The organism is Micromonospora sp. URMC 105, from assembly GCF_051386295.1.
Lineage (GTDB): Bacteria > Actinomycetota > Actinomycetes > Mycobacteriales > Micromonosporaceae > Micromonospora.
This window is the reverse complement of the sequence record NZ_JBPQTL010000028.1, coordinates 1-18,256: the sequence shown is the minus strand read 5'-3', so window position 1 is coordinate 18,256 and position 18,256 is coordinate 1. Positions and strand designations below refer to the sequence as shown.

At 73.8% G+C, this 18,256-nt stretch carries 17 protein-coding genes and 1 tRNA gene; 10 read left to right on the top strand and 8 right to left on the bottom strand.

Going from position 1 to position 18,256, the window contains the following annotated elements; genetic code table 11:
- Positions 1 to 36: 36 nt before the first annotated feature.
- From ACSNN7_RS12160 to ACSNN7_RS12150, 3 genes are read left to right on the top strand one after another with little or no spacing between them, the layout of a single operon-like run.
- Complete coding sequence (locus ACSNN7_RS12160) at positions 37 to 729, top strand: response regulator (protein WP_436680844.1); 693 nt, start codon at positions 37 to 39, stop codon at positions 727 to 729.
- Complete coding sequence (locus tag ACSNN7_RS12155; RefSeq protein WP_436680843.1) at positions 722 to 2,185, top strand: sensor histidine kinase; 1,464 nt, start codon at positions 722 to 724, stop codon at positions 2,183 to 2,185. Before ACSNN7_RS12160 ends, ACSNN7_RS12155 begins: the two co-directional genes overlap by 8 nt.
- 56 nt (positions 2,186 to 2,241) lie before the next feature.
- Positions 2,242 to 2,841 carry a hypothetical protein gene (locus ACSNN7_RS12150; RefSeq protein WP_436680842.1) on the top strand — a complete coding sequence of 200 codons (600 nt, stop codon included), beginning with the start codon at positions 2,242 to 2,244 and terminating at the stop codon, positions 2,839 to 2,841.
- Positions 2,842 to 2,887: 46 nt separating this feature from the next.
- On the opposite strand, the gene ACSNN7_RS12145 is transcribed toward ACSNN7_RS12150, so the two are convergent.
- Both ACSNN7_RS12145 and ACSNN7_RS12140 read right to left on the bottom strand, forming a co-directional pair.
- Complete coding sequence (locus tag ACSNN7_RS12145) at positions 2,888 to 4,483, bottom strand: ricin-type beta-trefoil lectin domain protein (RefSeq protein ID WP_436680841.1); 1,596 nt, start codon at positions 4,481 to 4,483, stop codon at positions 2,888 to 2,890.
- 276 nt (positions 4,484 to 4,759) lie between these two features.
- Positions 4,760 to 6,967, bottom strand: coding sequence for a hypothetical protein (locus ACSNN7_RS12140; protein ID WP_436680840.1), 2,208 nt, complete (start codon positions 6,965 to 6,967; stop codon positions 4,760 to 4,762).
- 123 nt (positions 6,968 to 7,090) lie between these two features.
- Here ACSNN7_RS12140 and ACSNN7_RS12135 point away from each other — a divergent pair, with 123 nt between their 5' ends.
- The gene (locus tag ACSNN7_RS12135; protein WP_334453971.1) at positions 7,091 to 7,798 is read left to right on the top strand and encodes a glycosyltransferase family 2 protein; all 708 of its coding nucleotides are present in this window, start codon (positions 7,091 to 7,093) and stop codon (positions 7,796 to 7,798) included.
- Here the strand turns inward: ACSNN7_RS12135 and ACSNN7_RS12130 are convergent.
- Together ACSNN7_RS12130 and ACSNN7_RS12125 are read right to left on the bottom strand one after the other, a co-directional pair.
- Positions 7,784 to 8,677 carry a transketolase family protein gene (locus tag ACSNN7_RS12130; RefSeq protein ID WP_436680839.1) on the bottom strand — a complete coding sequence of 298 codons (894 nt, stop codon included), beginning with the start codon at positions 8,675 to 8,677 and terminating at the stop codon, positions 7,784 to 7,786. The genes ACSNN7_RS12135 and ACSNN7_RS12130 overlap by 15 nt on opposite strands.
- 2 nt (positions 8,678 to 8,679) lie before the next feature.
- The gene (locus tag ACSNN7_RS12125) at positions 8,680 to 9,381 is read right to left on the bottom strand and encodes a transketolase (RefSeq protein ID WP_436680838.1); all 702 of its coding nucleotides are present in this window, start codon (positions 9,379 to 9,381) and stop codon (positions 8,680 to 8,682) included.
- 45 nt (positions 9,382 to 9,426) lie between these two features.
- On the opposite strand from ACSNN7_RS12125, the gene soxR reads away from it, so the two are divergent.
- Positions 9,427 to 9,891: a redox-sensitive transcriptional activator SoxR gene (gene soxR, locus ACSNN7_RS12120; RefSeq protein ID WP_436680837.1), complete on the top strand. Its 465-nt coding sequence runs from the start codon at positions 9,427 to 9,429 to the stop codon at positions 9,889 to 9,891.
- Here soxR and ACSNN7_RS12115 read toward each other — a convergent pair.
- On the bottom strand, positions 9,878 to 10,855 hold the full coding sequence (locus ACSNN7_RS12115; protein ID WP_436680836.1) for an NAD(P)H-quinone oxidoreductase: 978 nt from the start codon (positions 10,853 to 10,855) through the stop codon (positions 9,878 to 9,880). The genes soxR and ACSNN7_RS12115 overlap by 14 nt on opposite strands.
- A 9-nt stretch (positions 10,856 to 10,864) precedes the next feature.
- Positions 10,865 to 11,017, bottom strand: a complete 153-nt coding sequence (locus ACSNN7_RS12110) for a hypothetical protein (protein WP_436680835.1) — start codon at positions 11,015 to 11,017, stop codon at positions 10,865 to 10,867.
- 95 nt (positions 11,018 to 11,112) lie between these two features.
- On the opposite strand from ACSNN7_RS12110, the gene ACSNN7_RS12105 reads away from it, so the two are divergent.
- The 3 genes from ACSNN7_RS12105 to ACSNN7_RS12095 all read left to right on the top strand — a co-directional run bounded on the left by ACSNN7_RS12105 (position 11,113) and on the right by ACSNN7_RS12095 (position 12,819).
- Positions 11,113 to 11,199, top strand: a tRNA-Ser gene (locus tag ACSNN7_RS12105).
- 62 nt (positions 11,200 to 11,261) lie between these two features.
- Positions 11,262 to 12,161, top strand: a complete 900-nt coding sequence (locus tag ACSNN7_RS12100) for a 2-hydroxyacid dehydrogenase (protein WP_436680834.1) — start codon at positions 11,262 to 11,264, stop codon at positions 12,159 to 12,161.
- Positions 12,162 to 12,285: 124 nt separating this feature from the next.
- Positions 12,286 to 12,819 (top strand): YbhB/YbcL family Raf kinase inhibitor-like protein, encoded by a 534-nt coding sequence (locus ACSNN7_RS12095; RefSeq protein ID WP_436680833.1) that lies wholly within the window; start codon positions 12,286 to 12,288, stop codon positions 12,817 to 12,819.
- A 78-nt stretch (positions 12,820 to 12,897) separates the two neighbouring features.
- On the opposite strand, the gene ACSNN7_RS12090 is transcribed toward ACSNN7_RS12095, so the two are convergent.
- Positions 12,898 to 13,608 (bottom strand): class I SAM-dependent methyltransferase, encoded by a 711-nt coding sequence (locus tag ACSNN7_RS12090; RefSeq protein ID WP_436680832.1) that lies wholly within the window; start codon positions 13,606 to 13,608, stop codon positions 12,898 to 12,900.
- Between the two features lie 209 nt (positions 13,609 to 13,817).
- Here ACSNN7_RS12090 and ACSNN7_RS12085 point away from each other — a divergent pair, with 209 nt between their 5' ends.
- The gene (locus tag ACSNN7_RS12085) at positions 13,818 to 15,644 is read left to right on the top strand and encodes a hypothetical protein (protein ID WP_436680830.1); all 1,827 of its coding nucleotides are present in this window, start codon (positions 13,818 to 13,820) and stop codon (positions 15,642 to 15,644) included.
- A gap of 6 nt (positions 15,645 to 15,650) precedes the next feature.
- Here the strand turns inward: ACSNN7_RS12085 and ACSNN7_RS12080 are convergent, their stop codons facing one another.
- Entirely contained in the window at positions 15,651 to 16,430 is a 780-nt protein-coding gene (locus tag ACSNN7_RS12080; protein WP_436680879.1) for an IucA/IucC family C-terminal-domain containing protein, read from the bottom strand.
- 285 nt (positions 16,431 to 16,715) lie between these two features.
- Here ACSNN7_RS12080 and ACSNN7_RS12075 point away from each other — a divergent pair, with 285 nt between their 5' ends.
- Positions 16,716 to 18,218 (top strand): peptide deformylase, encoded by a 1,503-nt coding sequence (locus ACSNN7_RS12075; RefSeq protein WP_436680829.1) that lies wholly within the window; start codon positions 16,716 to 16,718, stop codon positions 18,216 to 18,218.
- Positions 18,219 to 18,256: the final 38 nt, after the last annotated feature.

The window sequence follows — 18,256 nt, the reverse complement described above, 5'->3', positions numbered from 1 at the left end:
CCTCGCCGGTGACCGCCCGTCGGTCATCATGGGCCGGTGACCGCCGACGCCCCGCAACGCGGGCTGGTCCTCGTGGTGGAGGACGAGCCGGCCATCGCCGACCTGGTCCGGCTCTACCTGAGCCGGGACGGCTTCGGCGTACACCTGGAACGGGACGGCACGGCCGGCCTGGCCGCCGCCCGCCGGCTGCGTCCGGTGGCCTGCGTGCTGGACATCGCCCTGCCGGGCCTGGCCGGTACCGAGATCTGCCGCCGGCTGCGGGAGGCGGGCGACTGGACGCCGGTCATCTTCCTCACCGCCCGCGACGACGAGGTCGACCGGATCGTCGGGCTGGAACTCGGCGCGGACGACTACGTCACCAAGCCGTTCAGCCCCCGGGAACTCGTCGCCCGGGTCCGCGCGGTGCTGCGCCGCTCGGCCGGCGCGCCGGAGGGGGCCGAGCGCGCCCGGACGGTCGGCGCGGTCACCCTCGACCCGGCCCGCCGCACGGTCACCGCGCAGGGTGCCCCGGTCCAGCTCACCTCCACCGAATTCGACCTGCTCGCCCACCTGATGGCCCGCCCGGGTCGGGTCTTCACCCGGGAGGAACTGCTGGCCGGGGTCTGGGGGTACGCGGCGCACGCCGGCACCCGGACCGTCGACGTGCACGTGGCGCAGGTCCGGGCCAAGCTCGGCGCGGCCAGCGTGATCCGTACCCACCGCGGCGTCGGGTACGCGGCCGATGGCTGACCCCGGCCGGCCGCACGAGCCCACCGTCGCGCTGCCCGTGCTCGGGCCCCGGCCCGCACCCGCGCCCCCGCGTCGCCGCTTCACCGACACCCTCACCGCCCGCGCGGTCCTGGTCACCTGCGCGGTGGCGCTGGTCTCCGTGCTGGTCACCGCTCTGGTCGCGGTCCCCCTGGCGGTACGCGGGGCGGAGCGCCGCGACCAGGCGGCGCTCGCCGCCCAGGCCCGCCTCGCCGCGGACGTGCTGCGGGTCCGCCCGGTACGGCAGCGCGACGCCGCCGGCGACCGGCTGATCCGCCAGCTCCGCCAGCAGGAGATCGAGGTGTACGTCGTGCGCGCCGGCACGGCCGACCGCGCCGGGCTGCCCAGGCAGGTGTTGAACCGGATCTCCGCCGGCAAGGACGTCTCCGGCCGCCGGCTGGTGGACGGCCGGCGCGCCCTGGTCGAGGGGCGGGCCCTGCCCGACGGGGACGGTGTGGTGCTGACCCGGGCCACCAGCAGCGGCCCCTGGCGGGAGGTGCTGCGCAGTCTCTGGCTGCCGCTGCTCGCCGGGCTGGCCGCCGGGGTCGCCGCCGGGCTGCTCCTCGCCCGTCGGCTGGCCCGGCCGATCCGGCACGCCGCCGACGCCGCCGCCCGGCTGCGCGCCGGTGACCGGGCGGTACGCGTACCGGTGGAGCCGCCGGACGAGGTCGCCGACCTGGCGTACGCGCTGAACGGCCTGGCCGCCGCGCTCGCCACCAGCGAGGGGCGGCAACGGGAGTTCCTGCTCTCCGTCTCGCACGAGCTGCGCACCCCGCTGACCGCGATCCGGGGCTGGGCCGAGGCGCTGGCCGACGGGGTGATCGACGCGGACGAGGCGCCCGGCACCGGGCGGACCATGCTCGCCGAGGCGGAGCACCTGGACCGGCTGGTCAGCGACCTGCTGGCGCTGGCCCGGCTGGAGGCGGCGGACTTCCCGCTGGAACCGGTCCCGGTCGACCTCACCCGGCTGGCCGCCGACGCCGAACGCACCTGGTCGGACCGGTGCGCGGCGGTCGGGGTGCCGTTCCGGCTGGAGACGCCGTCGACCCCGGTCCCGGCGTACACCGATCCGGGGCGGATCCGGCAGGTAGTGGACGGGCTGCTGGAGAACGCGCTGCGGGTCGTACCCCCGGGGGCGCCGGTGGTGCTCGCGGTCCGGCCGGCCGGCGCGGACCCGGCCGCCGGTGGGGTGCTGGAGGTCCGGGACGGCGGACCCGGCTTCACCGACGACGACCTGGCGGTGGCCTTCGAGCGCGGGGCGCTGCACCAGCGCTACCGGGGGGTGCGCAAGGTGGGCAGCGGGCTCGGGCTGGCGCTCGCCGCCGGCCTGGTGCGCCGGCTCGGCGGGGAGATCGTCGCCGGGCACGCCGCCGAGGGCGGGGCGGCGTTCACCGTCCGGCTGCCCGCCCATCCTTACCTGACCCGAACATCGGCCTGACCCGCCGCCCATCGAGCCGCGCGACGCTGGCAGCACCACCGACGAGAGGGAGTGTCATGGCACGTCAGGGATTCGCCGTCGTCACCACGTCGCTGCTCGCAGCGGTCGCACTCGGCCTCACCGGCTGCGGGCCGGCCCCGGTCGCCGAGGGCGCGGCGCAGCAGGCCGCGGTCGACGTCGCCGCGGCGATGGGCGTGGAGGGCCAGGCGCTCGCCGCCCTGGGGTTCGACCCCGCCGAGCTGGAACTGGTGTCCGCTCCCACGCCGTCGGCCTCCGGGTCGGCCGAGCCGGAGGCCGGCCCGAAGGGCAAGCGCGGTGAGCGGGCCGAGGAGTGGCGCAAGCGGCGCCAGGCCCGGGTGCTGCTGCGGAAGAACACCCTGCACGGTGAGGCCGTCGTGCAGACCAAGGACGGCGGTACGAAGACCGTCGTGGTGCAGCGCGGCGAGGTCACCGCGGTCGACGGCGACTCGATGACCGTGAAGTCCACCGACGGCTTCACCCTGACCTGGACGTTCGGCGACAAGCTCCGGGTGGTCGAGCGGCGCACGACGATCCAGTCGAGCGACGTCGAGGTCGGTACGAAGATCGGCGTGGCGGGTGCCAAGGACGGCGAGAACACGGTCGCGCGGCTGATCGTGGTCCCGGCCAAGCAGTAGTGACCCGGACGGAGCCGGCGCGGGGGACCGCGCCGGCTCCGCACGTTCAGTAGACCCGGGACCCGATGAAGTCGTCGTGCCCGTACCCGACCGGGTTGGCGAACGACCGGGACTCGAAGGACCACTGCTGGCGGCTGCTGGTGGAGCAACCGGCCAGCCGCAGTCGCGGCGTGCCCAGCCACGGGTTGTCGAACGCCACGCAGAGGTTGGTCGCGCCGGCCGGCTTGAGCTGGTTGCCGGCGAAGACGAACTTCTGGTTGGCGCCGCCGTGGCAGTCATGGATGTTGATTGCGGTGCCGTCGGTCAGCGAGCCGCCCGCCACGTCCAGGCAGCGGTCGTGGGACAGCTCCGAGTGCAGCGACTGGCGGGCCGGGTCGTACCAGAAGCCCTGGTTACGACCGCCGTGGCAGGCGTACGACTGCTGGACGGTGCCGTTGCGCGAGTCGTAGCCGCGGCCGTCCACGCATTTCCCGGTGGCGGCGTTGCGCAGCTGCTTGAACTCCAGCAGCCCCGGCTGGAGCACGCCGGCCCCGGTGCTGGCCGGGTCGAAGCAGGTGGCCCGCTGCAGGCCCGCGTTCCAGAAGTGGGTGATGCACTGGGCAAACATGCCGTGCCCGCGGATGTTCGGGTGGAACGACTGCCGCGCCGCGTTCTCGTCCCAGATCCCGACCTCGATGTAGAGGCCGCGGACCGAGGTGTTGTCGGTGCAGACCTCGTGGCCGTGGAAGAGCCGGCTGGCGTCGAGGTAGCGGGTGCCGGTGTTGGTGGCCGCCGCCCGCAGCGCCGACTCGAACAGCGGCACCGCCTTGTTCCGCGCAAACGCGGCGTCGGCCAGGTAGAGCAGGCAGCCGCCGGCGTACCAGCCGGGGAAGTTCGGGTTGTCCTCCACGTCCGGGCTGCCCGGGCTCGGGTACGACATCAGCACCAGCTCGTAGTCCGACCCCAGGTAGCCGGCGTCGGTCATGGTCCGCCGGATGTCGGTGAGCGCGTCCTCGACGGCCCGCCGGCTGCCGTCGGTACGGATGGTCCACTGGTCGGTGTAGGTCGGGTAGCAGGGGCCCTGGAAGAAGACCCGGCGGATGGTGCAGTCGGTGGCCACCGGACCGAACTGGATGGTGCCGTCGCCGTTCGCGCCGACCACCACCCAGATCAACCTGATGTGCGTGTTGCGCGCCTTGATGGCCAGGTGGTCGCCCTGGTTGAGCTCGTTGTGCTGGGTGGGCCCGCCCCGGATCAGGTTCCACGGCGTGGCACCGGAGCAGGCGATGTTGTACTTCTCGTCGGCGGCGATGCCGGTGCGGAACACCGCCTGGTCGTACGAGCGGTCGCACCAGTTGCCCTTCTGGTGGGTGCCGGGCACGTAGTTGCCCACACCCTCACCGGAGATCTCGCTGTCGCCCATGGTGATCAGGGCGGTGCGGCGCTGCTCCAGCGGGCGGATCGCCGGTGCGCCGTAGAGCGCGGTGGCCTCGGCGGCGCGGATCGCCTCGAGGTTCGTCGGGAGCGGCTGGACGGTCGGGCGGTCGGCGGCGGCTGCGGGGGTGGCCGGCCCGAGGAGCAGGGGCAGGACGAGCGCGGCGGCGGAGACGACGGTCAGTGCCCGTCGGATCCCCGGTGCGCGCCTGGTGGGGGTGCCAAGCATCGACGCACTCCTTTCGGCTCGATCGTGGGATGTCGATCGAGTTACCGGACGGTAACGCGCTTGATGGATGGATGTGAATATGTCTCGGAAAGGTTTCCGCCATCTGCGCGGCCCGGACGCCGACCCCGACTTGCGGCGTGTCGGGGTGTCCGGGCGCCGGGATTCCCCGACACGCCGCAAAGCGCGGCGGCGGCGAGGTGGCTCGGCGGCGGCCGCGGGGTCGGGCGGGGTCGGGCGAGGGCGGCGGTGAGTGCGGTGCCGGGTGGGGCGGGCCGGTCAGCGGCCGGGCGGCAGGGCGTAGCCGACGTAGTCGCGGAACTCCAGCGTCCAGCCGGCCGGCACCAGCTTCCTGCACGCCGTACGGCTACCGGTGCAGACGATCGCGTCCATCGTGGCCGGGTCCGCGGGCGGCCGTTCCGGCAGCACCGACTGCAACGCCACCAGCTCCGGCGAACGGCCCTGCTCGTCACGCAGCAGCAGCCACCACGGGTACTCCCAGTTGTCGTTCTGCTGCACCAGGCCGATCCGGCGGGCGTCGCCGGCCCGTACCGCCGCGGCGGCCCAGCGGAACTCCTCCGCCCACTGCGGCCGACGCAGGAACCGGGTGTCCCACTCGGCGGTGGTGAAGACCGAACCGGCACCGACCAGCCGGCGCGGGAAGCCGTACGACAGGGCCAGCACCCCGGCCAGCGCGGAGGCGGCCAGCATGCTCAGCACCAGTCCGATCGCCACCGACCGGCGTCCGGGCACGAGCCGCCGCCGGAACAGCGCGTCCAGCCAGAGCCCGGCCAGCGGCACGGCGGCCACCAGCGCGTAGAGCAGCAACCGGTTGCCCCACGGCTGCCACTTGATCGTCGCGGTGTGCAGCCCGACGGCCACCACCACCGCCAGCGCGTACGCCCGCAGCGCCACCGGCGCGGTCGCGCTGATCCGGGCCGGGCGGGCCAGCGCGAACACCGCACCCAGCAACGCCAGCGAGCCGGCCAGCGGGAACGCCACCCGGTCCTCGTCCGGGTACCAGGCCGGCACCGGGAACACCTCCCGGCCGAAGGTGATCGCCCGGTCCTGCGGGTCGACGCCGATCGCCCGGGACCCGTCGCTGATCGCCGCGGCGGTGCCGGCGCGCAGCGGCCCGAGCGGGGTGTCGAAGGCGGTGTGGCCGATCCGCAGCGCGTTGACCAGGATCGACGGCGGGTCGTGCCGTTCCATCGGGATGGACTCGCGCAGCCGTGGCGGGCCGAGCGGGTGACCGAACTCGACGGTGACCCGGGCCAGGAACGGGCCGACCACCGCCGCCGCGACCAGCAGCACCAGCAGCGACCCGGCGACCGTCCGCGCCACACCGGCAGCGCCACGACGCTCCCCAGCGGACCCCGCACCGGCCGAGGACGAGCCCGGGTCCAGCTCCGTCGACGCCGGGCGGAAGGCCAGGCGGAGCTGGGCGATCCCCCAGAGCACCAGCAGCGGCCCCACCGCGAGCAGTCCGCTGGTCTTGGTCAGCGCGGTCAGGCCGGTGGCGGCGCCGAGTGCCAGCAGGCTGCCGAGGTCGGCGCGCCGGCGCAGCCCGTCCAGCGCCAGCGTCCCGGCGCAGCCGGCCCAGGCGGCGGCCACCAGGTCGGTCTGGGTGCTGGTCGCCTGGAGGACCACCATCGGCGTGGTGGCGAGCAGGAACGCGGTGAGCAGTTGGGCCCGCCGCCCCCCGCCGAGCTGCGCGACGACCCGGGTGGCCGCCACCAGGCAGCCCAGCGCGGCGGCCCACTGCACCAGGTTGTGCAGCGCGTCGCCGCCGGTGAGCAGGCGCAGGTGCAGGAGCAGGTACTCCGCGCCGGGCGGGATCGTCACCTGCCGGTGGATCGCGGTGGGCCAGAAGTCGAGGCTGCCCTGGGCGACCCAGTGCTCCACCTTGGGCAGGTGGTAGGTCTGCGAGTCGAAGTTGTTGGGCTCGGCGAGCAGCGCGACGAGCAGCTCCACCAGCAGCACCCCGCCGATCGTGCCGGCCAGCAGCCGCTCGCCCCGGCTCGCCGTACGCCGGAAGTCGGTCAGCCGGGCCCGCCAGCCGGCCAGGGCCGACGCGAGGCCGCCCGGCGCGGACGCCGGCCCGGGCTCCGCGTCGCCGGACGGACCGGCCGGGGAGACCGGCGTGGCGGCACCCGGACCGGTCGCCGCCCCGACCAGCGTGCCGGTCCGGGCGGCGGGCACCGCCACGGTGGACGCCATCGCCGCGCGGTGCTGCCGCCGGCGGGCGGCGACCACGGCGGCGGCGAGGAAGAGCAGCCAGGCTCCGGCGACGGCCGGCAGGGTGAGCGCACGCAACGCGCCCAGCAGTTCCACGGTGAGTACGGCGAAGACGCCGGTCAGCAGCGCGGCGCGGACCACGGCCAGCCGCAGCGGTGCGACCGCCGGGCGGCGGGGCCACAGCACCGACGTGAGCACGACGAATGCGGCGACGGGCGCCACTACGACCATCCAGCCGGCTGCCGACATGGGCGGAAGTTAACACCATGTTCGGCGTGGGTGGGTGCCCGCTCCCGGTGGTGGCGGCCTGACTGGCGCTGAGCTGCCAGGCTAGGCTAGGGCCGACTTACTGTCGCCACCGTGGAGATCCCCGTGAAGCTCTCGATCCTCATGCCGGTCTACAACGAGGAAGAACGCATCGCGGATGCCCTCAAGCAGGCATTGGCGGTCGATTACCCGTGCGAGATCGAGCTGGTCGTGGTCGACGACGGCAGCCGGGACGGCACCGGTGAAATCCTGGGCCGGGCCGACGACGCCCGGCTGCGGGTCATCACCCACCAGCGCAACGCCGGCAAGGGCGCGGCCATCAAGACGGCGGTGGACAACGCCGAGGGTGAGTACATGGTCATCCTCGACGCGGACCTGGAGTACGACCCGCAGGACATCCCTCGCCTGCTCGACCCGGTCCTCGACGGACGCGCCACGGTGGTCTACGGCAATCGCACCTTCGGCAGCCACAGCGCCTACAGCTTCTGGTACGTGATGGGCAACAAGGGCGTCACCATGGCCGCCAACGTGCTCTTCAACTCCTACATCGGCGACCTGGAGACCTGCTTCAAGCTGATGCCGGTCGAGCTGTACCGCTCCCTGGAGATCCGCTCCCGCGGCTTCGGCATGGAGGCGGAGGTGACCGGCAAGCTGCTGCGCCAGCGCATCCGCCCGTACGAGGTGCCGATCAGCTACCGGGCGCGCGGTCGCGAGGAGGGCAAGAAGATCACCTGGAAGGACGGCGTCGAGGCGCTCTGGATCCTCGGCCGGGAGCGCACCCGCCGCCGTCCCGCCGGCTCAGCGAAGCGCTGACGGCACCCGCAGGAAGCCGTCCACCGAGCGGCGCAGCCCGTCGGCGTCCAGCCCGTGCCAGCGGGTGTGGTCCTCCGCCGTGCCGTAGCGCCGCAGCTCCGACCGGCCCACGCCGAGGCTGAGCAGCCGGTGCGGGCGGTCGGCCAGCGCCTCCGACACCACCCGGGCCGAGGTGCCGGCCAGGTAGGGCTCGACCAGGATCACCTCCGTGCCGGCCAGCGCCCGCAGACCGGCGGTGTCGAACGGCCGCGGCCGGTGGGTGTAGGCCACCGTGACCGGCAGGTCGGCCACCGCCGCGAGGGCCGCGTCCAGCACCGGCCCGACGGCCACCAGCAGTGCCGCGCCCGGCCCGGCGTCCCGCACCACCCGCAGCGCACCGTCCCCGGCGTACGGGCGGCTGTTGCGCTGCGTGGAGAGTCGCAGGTATGCCGAGTCCTGCCCGCACACCACGCTGCGCAGCAGCTCCGGCACCTCCTCGGGGTGCCCGGGCACATGCACGGTCCAGCCGTGCAGCGTGTCGAGCAGGCTGACGTCCGCCGGGCTGAGGTGTGTCCGGCCGGCCGCCGCCCGGTCGTACGACGCCCCGACGCTGACCAGCACCGCGCCCACGCCCTGATGGTCGAGGTCCAGCTTGATCTGCTCGTACGCCCGCTCGACGAGGAACGGGGCGTAGCTGTGCACGATCGGGCGCTGCCCGGTCAGCGCGAGCCCACCCGCCACGCCCATCATCAGCTGCTCCCGGATGCCGACGTTTACCACGCGGCCGGGGTACCGGCGCGCGGCCGGGGCGAACGCGTCGGCCGAGATGTCCGCCAGCACGATCGTCGTACGCGGATCCGCCAGCAACTCGGTGGCGCCGGCGATGAAGGTCTCCCGCATGCTCACTCCCCGTTCTCTACGACCGCGACGACGACGTGCGGCCGGTGCTCCTCGTGCCCGGTGAGGGCGGCGTGCAGGGCGTCGTGGTCGCGCCCGTCGACGGTGGCGGCGCTCCATCCGTTGACGGTGAACCGGCCGGCCACCCCGCCCGGCCAGCCGTGGCTGGCGGAGCGGTTGTCCACCACGATCGCGGTCAGGCCGGCCAGCCCGGTCGCCCCGGCGTACGCGATCGCCTCGTGGTTGGAGCCCTCGTCCAGTTCGGCGTCGCCGAGCAGGACGTACACCCGGGGGTCGGTCCGGCCCTGGGCGCGCAGTCCGAGCGCGGTGCCCACGCCCAGCCCGAGCCCGTGGCCGAGGGAGCCGGAGCCGATCTCCACGCCGGGGACCAGCAGCCGGTCCGGGTGGTCTCCGAGGCGGCTGTCCGGGCCGCCCTGGTCGTCGAGCCAGTCGGCCGGTACGAAGCCCTTCGCGGCGAGCACCGCGTAGTAGCCGGCGACGGCGTGTCCCTTGGAGAGCAGGAAGCGGTCGCGCTCCGGGTCGGCCACGGTCTGCGGGGTGATCCGCAGGACCCGGTCGTAGAGCACCCAGAGCACGTCGATCGTGGAGTACACGTTGGGGCCGAACTCGCGGCCGGCGCGCAGCCGTTCCAGCGGCGCGGCGACCGGCCCCGGCACGGGTGGGGCGGTGGCGGTGGTGATGGTCATGCGGCTAGCCTGCAAGTTGAAGTCAACTTCAACTCAAGGCGACTGATGCACGAATCACTCACCATCGGGCAGCTCTCCACCCGCAGCGGCGTTGCCCCGTCCGCGCTGCGCTACTACGAGCGGCTCGGCCTGATCCGCGCCGAGCGCACCGGCGGCAACCAGCGCCGCTACCCGCGCACCGAACTGCGCCGGGTGGCGTTCATCCGGATCGCCCAGCAGGTCGGCATCTCGCTGGACGAGATCCGCGAGGCGCTGGACTCGCTGCCCGCCTCCCGCAACCCCACCCCCGACGACTGGGCCGCGCTGTCCCGGGTCTGGCGGGAGCGGCTCGACGAGAAGATCCGGCTGCTCGGCAAGCTCCGCGACGACCTGGACGGCTGCATCGGCTGCGGTTGCCTGTCGTTGCAGCGCTGTGCCCTCTACAACCCGGGCGACTCGCTCGCCGGTGAGGGGCCGGGCGCCCGGCTGGTGCTGCCCCGCCCGGGAGGCGACCCGGTCACGCCGTCGTGAGCAGCACCTTGCCCACGTGCTCGTTCGACTCGACCAGCCGGTGGGCCTGCGCCGCCTCGGCCATCGGCAGCCGCCGGTCCACGATCGGCCGGATAGTGCCGGCCTCCACCAGCGGCCAGACCTGCTCCCGGACGCCCCGCACGATGTCCGCCTTGTCGTCCAGCGGGCGGGAGCGCAGCGCGGTGGCGGACACCGAGGCCCGCTTGGCCAGCAGCGCGCCCAGGTCCAGCTCGGCCTTGCGGCCGCCCTGCATGCCGATCACCACCAGCCGGCCGCCGTCGGCCAGCGCCGCCACGTTCCGGCTCAGGTAGGAGGCGCCCATGATGTCGAGGACGACGTCCGCGCCCCGGCCGTCGGTGACCCGGCGGACCTCCTCGACGAAGTCCTGCTCCCGGTAGTCGACGGTGTGCGCGGCGCCCAGCTCCCGCAGCCGGTCGTGCTTGGCCGGGCGGGCGGTCGCCACCACGGTCGCGCCGAGCGCCACCCCGAGCTGGACGGCGAAGGTGCCGATCCCGCTGCCGCCGCCGTGCACCAGCAGCGTCTCGCCCCTGCCGAGCCGGGCCAGCCGCACCACGTTCGACCAGACCGTGCAGGCCACCTCCGGCAGCGCCGCCGCATCCACCAGCTCCACGCCGGCCGGCACCGGCAGCAGCTGCCCGGCCGGCACGGCCACCCGCTCCGCGTACCCGCCGCCGGCCAGCAGCGCGCAGACCTCCTGGCCGACCTCCCACCCGGTCACGCCGGGGCCGACGGCGCTGATCACGCCGGAGCACTCCAGACCCGGGTACGCGGGCGCGCCCGGCGGCGGCGGGTAGTGCCCCTGCCGTTGCAGCAGGTCGGCCCGGTTCACCGCGCTGGCCCGCACGTCGACGACCACCTCGCCCGGGCCGGGCTCCGGGTCGGGCACCTCCGCCCAGACGAGCGCCTCGGGTCCGCCGGGTTCCGGAATCGTGATCGCGTGCATGGCCCAGTCTTACCCGATCCGCCCCTCGCCGGCCGCCCGGGCCAGGATCTCGTCCACCGTCTGCGCCGAGCGGGGCGGCCGTCGGTCCAGCTCCCGGCCACTGTGGACGTGACCGCCGGTCATGATCCCGGTGATCAGCACGATCGTCGGTGTGTCCCACACCGGGACATCCTCGCAATAGGGGTGGGAGGTCGGTTCCGGCGTGCGGCGTCCGTGGCAGACTAGGCACCGGCCGGGCACCCGAGGGTGACGGTCCAGGAGGGTTCGCCTAGTGGCCGATGGCGCTGGTCTTGAAAACCGGTAGGGCGGCAACGTCCTCGTGGGTTCGAATCCCACACCCTCCGCCCTGGGAACCGTCGCGCGTGCGGGCACGGTCGGCTCGACCCGATCCAGCATGATTGTCGGCGTGCGCTACCTGATCCCTCACCCCGACGCAGTGGCCGAGCTCGGCGACCCGGATGTCGCGTTGTACGACGGCACTCAGCCCCTGCCCGACGATCTGGACGACGTCGAGTTCTACGCGGTTCCGTACGGAATCATCGATCCGCGCTTCTGCGAGCCGATCGCCCGGATGCCCCGGCTGAGAGTGGTGCAGACCGTGACCGCCGGCTACGACCATGTCCTGCCGTACCTGCGGCCCGGCCTGACGCTGGCCAACGGCCGGGGCGTGCACGACGCGGCCACCGCCGAGCTGGCCGTGGCGCTCACCCTTGCCGCCCGGCGGCGGCTGCCGGACTTCGTCCGGGCGGGGGGTGAGGGCCGCTGGGCCTCGGGCTGGTCGGCCGGGCTGGCCGACGCCCGGGTGCTGATCGTCGGGTACGGCTCGATCGGCGCCGCGATCGAGCGCCGGCTCGCCGGGTTCGAGGTGGAGATCAGCCGGGTGGCACGCAGCGCCCGCCCCGGCGTACGGCCGATCACCGACGTTCCGGAGATGTTGCCACGAGCGGATGTCGTCATCCTCGCCACGCCGCTGACCCCGGAGACCGAGGGTCTGGTGAACAAGGAGTTCCTCGCCGGGATGGCCGACGGCGCCCTGCTGGTGAACGTGTCACGGGGGCGGGTGGTGGACACCGAGGCGCTGCTCGCCGAGCTCAGCGCGGGCCGGCTGCACGCTGCCCTGGACGTCACCGAACCCGAGCCGCTGCCCGCCGACCACCCGCTGTGGTCCGCGCCGAACGTCCTGATCAGCCCGCACGTCGGCGGCCTGACCGCCGCGTTGGCGCCGCGGGCCCGCCGGCTGCTGGTCGACCAGGTCCGGCGGTACGCGGCGGGCGAGCCGCTGGCGAACGTCGTGGTCGGGCCGTAGCTCCGGGTGCCGCGTGTCGTGTGGCAGGGGGTGCGATCCGGACGCGGTGGCGCTTTCGGTTCGTTCCGGCCCGACGGCGGGGTAAGAAGGGCGCAGGACATCATGCGCACCGGAAGGACCCCCGATGACCCTGGAACGACCGATCGCCCCGGACCCGTACGAGCTGCTGCCGACCGTGTCGTCGTTCAACCTGACCAGTGACGACGTGCACAACGGCGAGCCGATGGACGCGCGGTACGCGCACGGCAGCGCCGGCGGCGAGAACGTCTCCCCGCACCTGGCCTGGTCGGACTTCCCGGCCGAGACGAAGAGCTTCGTGGTGACCTGCTTCGACCCGGACGCCCCGACCGGTAGCGGCTTCTGGCACTGGGTGCTGGTCAACCTGCCGGCCTCGGTGACCGAGCTGCCCACCGCGGCGAAGGAGGCCGACCTCGGCGGCGCGTTCAGCGTCCGGAACGACTACGGCGACACCGGCTACGGCGGCGCCGCCCCGCCGCCCGGGGACCGCCCGCACCGGTACGTCTTCGCGGTGCACGCGCTGGACGTCGAGCGTCTCGACGTAGGCCCGACGGCCAGCCCCGCCTACGTCGGCTTCAACCTGGCCTTCCACACCCTCGCCCGGGCGGTCATCCGCCCGACGTACCAGATCAAGGAGTGACCCGGGCGCGCCGCGCGCCCTGACGCTGCCGGCGGTGGCCTCCCCCTGATGAGTGGGAGGCCACCTGCACGGGCGGGGTCAGGCGGGGACGCGGGCGACGGCGAAGACGGACTGGCCGAACGGGGGGCGGATCCGCTGCTCGGCGGCCTTGGTCGCGGGCAGCACCAGGCTGTCGTAGACCTTCACCATCGGGCCCTCCTTCGGCATCAGCCGGAAGACCTTTGTGGCCATGAAGTACCCGATCAGGCCGAGCGCGTTGGCGTAGTGCATGGTCTCGACCGTCAGCCCGGCCTCGGTCATGGCCGCGGCGAGCGTCTTTTTCGTGTAGCGGCGCACGTGCCCGGTGGCGATGTCGGCCGGGCCCATCGCGAACTGGAAGGCCGGCACGATGATGATCACCGCGCCGCCGGGGCGGACCAGGTCGCGCATGCTGCGCAGCGCGCCCACGTGGTCCTCGATGTGCTCCAGCACGTTGTACGAGACGGCCGCGCTGTAGTCGCCGCGCTCGGGGTGCGGCAGCAGCATCTGCCGTACCTCGATGCCGGGCTGGTCGGCGAGGCGCTCCTTGAGCTGGACCAGCCGGTCCGGGTCGGCCTCGGTGGCGGTGAAGCGGGGGACGTGCCGCGCCCACTCCAGCGCGTAGTCGCCGAGCCCGCTGCCGATCTCGATGGGGTTGTCACCGAGGTGGGGCACGGCCAGCTCGACGAACCATCTCCGGTGGTTGACCGCCGTCGCGAGGCCCTCCAGGACCTCCGACTGGACGCGCTGATCCCCAGTGATTTCTGCCATGCGTCGATTCCTCACGATATGACTCGACCCGCGCCTGGACCGACAGAGTGAATCATCCGCGTCAAGTGGCGGAGGAAACGGGGCACCGTGGTGGCCGAAATGCGGTCGGGGAGGGCACGTGATCGGGGGTCGGCGAACCCGGCACATAGTACGCAGTCCACCGAAACATGTCACGTCAGCGCCATACGCCAACTACGCTCCGAATTGTCATGACTACTCCCGAATCGGACCCCGGGGCCGAGCGATCCGCCGTCGGGGGCGCCGAGGTCGGCGACGACGACGGGGTGCGCCGGCGGGAGGGGTGGCGGTGGGACGTCGCCGCGGTGCTCAGCTTCCTGCTGCTGGCCTTCTGGGTGACCCTGCGGCTCTGGACGCGCCCCGGTGGTGCGCTGCGGGACAACCCGTCCGACCAGTCGCAGTTCGAGTGGATGATGGCCCACGGGGCCCGGGTCGTGACCGAATTCGCCTATCCGTTCACGTCGGACCGGATGAACGTGCCCGACGGCGTGAACTTGATGGCCAATACTTCCGTATTGTCCATTTCATTGCCAATGACGCCCGTCACCGTGCTCTTCGGGCCGCAGTGGTCGTTTCTGCTCTTCCTCACCCTCGGAATGGCCGCCACCGGGACCGCCTGGTACTTCTTCCTCTCCCGGGTGGTGACCCGGTCCCGGGGCCCGGCGTGGGTCGGCGCCGCGTTCTGCGCGTTCGGCCCGGCCATGGTGTCGCACGCCAACGCGCACCCGAACATCGTGTCGCAGTTCGTCGTCCCGCTGATCGCCTGGCGGACCCTGCGGCTCGCCGAGCCTGGCCGGTGGCTGCGCAACGGCGTCCTGCTGGGCCTGCTGATCGTCTGGCAGGCCTTCCTCAATCTCGAGATCCTGCTGATGACCGCGATCGCGCTCGGCGTGATCGTCGGCGCGCTCGCCGTCGGCCGGCCCGAACTGCGCCGCGCCACGCGCACCTTTCTGGCCGGGCTCGGGGTCGCCGCCGCCTTCTCCGCCGTGCTGCTGGCGTACCCGCTCTACGTGCAGCTCTTCGGTCCCGGCTCGTACCACGGGCTGTCCCGGCTGATCCGGGGCTACCGCACCGACCTGGCGGCCTTCGTGGCGTACTCCCGGGAGTCGCTGGCCGGGGACGCCCGCTCCGCCGCCCCGCTGGCCCGCAACGCCACCGAGGAGAACGCCTTCTTCGGGTGGCCCCTGGTGGTCCTCACGGTCGCCCTAATCTGGTGGCTACGGCGCAGCGCCCTGGTGCTCGGCCTGGCCGTTCTCGCGCTGTTCTTCGCCGTGCTCTCGCTCGGCCGGGAGGTCCAGCTCAACGGCCGGGACACCGGCGTGCCCGCTCCCTGGGCGCTGCTGGAGGAACTGCCGCTGCTGCACTCCGTGGTGCCCACCCGCTGGTCGCTGGCCGTCACGCCGGTCGTCGGGGTGCTGCTCGCGCTCGGTGCGGAACACGCCCGCCGGCTGGCCCGCCGACACCCGGGCGCGCGGACGCAGATCCGCTTCGCCACGGTCACCGTCCTGGTGATGGCCCTGCTGCCGAACCTGCCGACCCCGCTGCCCGTCTTCCGCACCGACCCGACCCCGGCCTTCGTCACCTCCGGCGCCTGGCGCCCGTACGTCACCGGCGGGCGCAGCGTCGTCACCCTGCCGCTGCCCGACAACACGTACGCCGATCCGCTGCGGTGGTCGTCCCGGACCCGGTTGCAGATGCCGATCGCCCGGGGCTACTTCCTCGCGCCGGACACCCGGCCGTGGGCGCCGGAGCCGGACGTCGCCCTGTTCACCGCGCCCTTCCGCCGGACCAGCAACTTCTTCGGCGGCATCGCGCGGACCGGGAGGGTCCCGCCGATCAACCGGCAGGACCGGGCCGCGGCGGTGGAGGATCTGCGCTACTGGCGGGCGGGGGTGGTGGTCCTGGGCCCGCACCGCAACGCCGACGCGCTGCGCTGGGCGATGAACGAGCTGACCGGGATCACGCCCACCTGGACCGGCGGGGTGTGGCTCTGGGACGTCCGCGCGCTGACCGGCTAGCCGCGATCAGGACGGGCGTACGCAGCAGCCCTGACAGAGCTTGGGCTTCGGCAGGGTGAAGGCCAGGCAGCAGGTCCGGCGCTGCACCGTCGGCTCGCCCGTCGGACCGGGCACCAGCTCCACCAGGTCGGCCAGGTCGAGCGCGTCGAGCAGGGTGGAGATGCTGCGGACCGAGGAGCCGGGGAGGGAGTCCGCCGCGCGCAGGATGCCGTGCGCGATGCCGGAGGCGACCGAGCCGAGCAGCGTACGGGCGCCGACCCGGACCTCCGTCTGGATCGCGGCGATCATCGGGGCGAGGTGGGCGTCGAGCAGCGACGCGCGGAGCACGCGGAGCAGCTCCGCCTCGTCGGCGACCACCCGCACCTCGGCGCGCCCGGCCAGCGCCAGCGGGTCGTTCGGCAGGACGGCGACCGTGGTCGAGCCGCGCAGGCCCATGGTGAGCAGCTGGTGGTGATCCTCGAAGTGGATCAGCACGTCGGCCGGGTCGAGCAGCGGCACCCGGCGGGCCGAGGCCCAGCCGAGCACCACCGGCAGCGCGGTCCAGTAGCTGTAGGACTTCCAGGCCAGCGCGGCGCAGGCGTGCGGGGTGCCACCCCAGCGGCGAGCCGCGGCGGCGAGGAACTCGGGGAGGCGGCTGCCGTCGATCAGGCCGGTCGCGGGGCTCCAGCCGGCCTCGTCGGCGACCAGCAGGCCCGGCGCGAGGCCGGGCAGGTGGTCGGTGCCGAACATCGCCCGGAGGGTGGCGGTCACCGGGGCGAGCGGCGGGGCGAGCTCGCGCCCCGGCATCACCGCTGTCACCTGGTCCGTCTCCCTGTCCGAAGTGCGTCCGCTCAGCTAAGGCTAGCCTAACCACACCCCCGGTCTAAAGGAAGCCTCACCAAAGGGGGATCGAGAGGCCCGGGTCACTCCGTCGACAGCGCTGGCGATGGACCGGCCCGGGCTCCGCGTACTACCCCGTGCGCGGGGGAGAAAACGCGCGCGGTGTCAAGCCGAACGTCGGAAATGTGGCAGTTCAGGTGCGGTCGGGGTGGTCGAACGTGAAGACTTGTCGTCCCGGCCCTGAGGAAGCTGATGACGACCTCCCCCCTGGAGCGGGCCGCCGAGTCCTTCGCCGCGGAGCTCGCCCGGCACCGGACGGGGCGAGGACTCTCCAAGAAGCAGCTCGCCACGCTCATGGGCTTCGACCCGTCGTACGTCAGCCACGTCGAGGGGCGCCGGCACCGACCCACCGAGGACTTCGCCCGCCGCGCCGAGGCCGTCCTCGACGCCAGCGGCGCGATCTGGCAACGCTTCCGGGAGTACGACCAGCTCCGTCAGGCCCGCCCGACGGCGCACCGCGAACCGCCGCCCCCCGGCCAGTGGCTGCCCCCGGGCACCGGCCTGGTCGTCGAGCGCGAGACCGCCACCCTCACCCACTCCGACGACGGCTACGACTGCGTGGTGCGCCGCCAACTGCACAACGTCGGCACCGAACCGGTCACCCGCCACCTCGTCCGGGTGGCCGTCGACCGCTACCCCGACGACCCGGGCCGCTCCAACCGGCACCACCGGGAACACCCGCTCACCTTCGCCGAGCTGCGACTGCGGGCGCACCGGGACGACGGCGGCAGCCGCGAGCCGATGCACTGGCGGGCCAAGCACGACCGGGACGCGTACAAGGAGATCTGGCTGCTCTTCGAGAACGGCGACGGACCGTTCCCGCTGCACCCCGGCGAACGGGCCGAGATCGAGTACGCCTACCACGTCGGCCGGGAGAAGTGGGGGCCCTGGTTCCAGCGCGCCGTACGCCTGCCCACCCGGCACCTGGCGGTCCGGCTGGACCTGCCGGCGGCGCTGGACCCCCGGGTGTGGGGGGTGGAGACCTCCCTCTCCGCCGACGAGGGTCCCCTGCGCACCCCCGTCCGCCGGCACGAGCGCGGCGACCGCGCGGTCTTCGACTGGGCCACCGACGACCCTCCGCTCAACTCCCGCTACCGCCTCCAGTGGCGGTTCCGCAGCGACCAGGCCGACCCGGCGCGCACCGCGTCCCCCGGCCGGACCGGTGACCGGCTGCGCGCCCTCGGCGTGCTGCCCCGCGACGCCGACCTGCTGCGCCGCCCCGCCCGGCCGTTCGACCTGCCCGGCGACGAGTCCGCCGCCCGGGAGGTGGTCGACCGGCTCACCGCACTGCTCACCCGCGTCGACGAGCTGCAGCCGTTCAGCGCCGGCATGGGCCTGGCCGCCCCGCAGGTGGGCGTCGACGCGGCGGCGGCCGTGATCCGCCCCGCCGACCGGTCCGCCGCGCCGGTGGTGCTGCTCAACCCCCGGATGGTCGCCGCCAGCCCGGACACCGACGAGCAGTACGAGGGCTGCCTCTCCTTCGCCGACCATCGGGGTCTGGTGCCCCGGCCGCTGCGCATCGACGTGGAACACGCCCGCTGGGACGGCAGCCGGATCATCACCTCGTTCGCGTACGGGATGGCCCGGCTGGTGGCGCACGAGATCGACCACCTCCAGGGGCGCCTCTACACCGACCGGATGGCGCCGGGCGTGCCGCTGGTGCCGGTCGAGGAATACCGGGAGACCGGCCCCTGACGGCGTCCGGGGGGCACTGGGGGACGCCGTCAGGGGCC

Excerpts from the sequence above, each read along its gene's own strand:
- ACSNN7_RS12155 (WP_436680843.1), top strand. The coding sequence starts at position 722 with ATGGCTGACCCCGGCCGGCCGCACGAGCCCACCGTCGCGCTGCCCGTG.
- ACSNN7_RS12150 (WP_436680842.1), top strand. The coding sequence starts at position 2,242 with ATGGCACGTCAGGGATTCGCCGTCGTCACCACGTCGCTGCTCGCAGCG.
- ACSNN7_RS12145 (WP_436680841.1), bottom strand. The coding sequence starts at position 4,483 with ATGCTTGGCACCCCCACCAGGCGCGCACCGGGGATCCGACGGGCACTG.
- ACSNN7_RS12140 (WP_436680840.1), bottom strand. The coding sequence starts at position 6,967 with ATGTCGGCAGCCGGCTGGATGGTCGTAGTGGCGCCCGTCGCCGCATTC.
- ACSNN7_RS12130 (WP_436680839.1), bottom strand. The coding sequence starts at position 8,677 with ATGCGGGAGACCTTCATCGCCGGCGCCACCGAGTTGCTGGCGGATCCG.
- ACSNN7_RS12125 (WP_436680838.1), bottom strand. The coding sequence starts at position 9,381 with ATGACCATCACCACCGCCACCGCCCCACCCGTGCCGGGGCCGGTCGCC.
- soxR (WP_436680837.1), top strand. The coding sequence starts at position 9,427 with ATGCACGAATCACTCACCATCGGGCAGCTCTCCACCCGCAGCGGCGTT.
- ACSNN7_RS12115 (WP_436680836.1), bottom strand. The coding sequence starts at position 10,855 with ATGCACGCGATCACGATTCCGGAACCCGGCGGACCCGAGGCGCTCGTC.
- ACSNN7_RS12095 (WP_436680833.1), top strand. The coding sequence starts at position 12,286 with ATGACCCTGGAACGACCGATCGCCCCGGACCCGTACGAGCTGCTGCCG.
- ACSNN7_RS12090 (WP_436680832.1), bottom strand. The coding sequence starts at position 13,608 with ATGGCAGAAATCACTGGGGATCAGCGCGTCCAGTCGGAGGTCCTGGAG.
- ACSNN7_RS12085 (WP_436680830.1), top strand. The coding sequence starts at position 13,818 with ATGACTACTCCCGAATCGGACCCCGGGGCCGAGCGATCCGCCGTCGGG.
- ACSNN7_RS12080 (WP_436680879.1), bottom strand. The coding sequence starts at position 16,430 with ATGCCGGGGCGCGAGCTCGCCCCGCCGCTCGCCCCGGTGACCGCCACC.
- ACSNN7_RS12075 (WP_436680829.1), top strand. The coding sequence starts at position 16,716 with ATGACGACCTCCCCCCTGGAGCGGGCCGCCGAGTCCTTCGCCGCGGAG.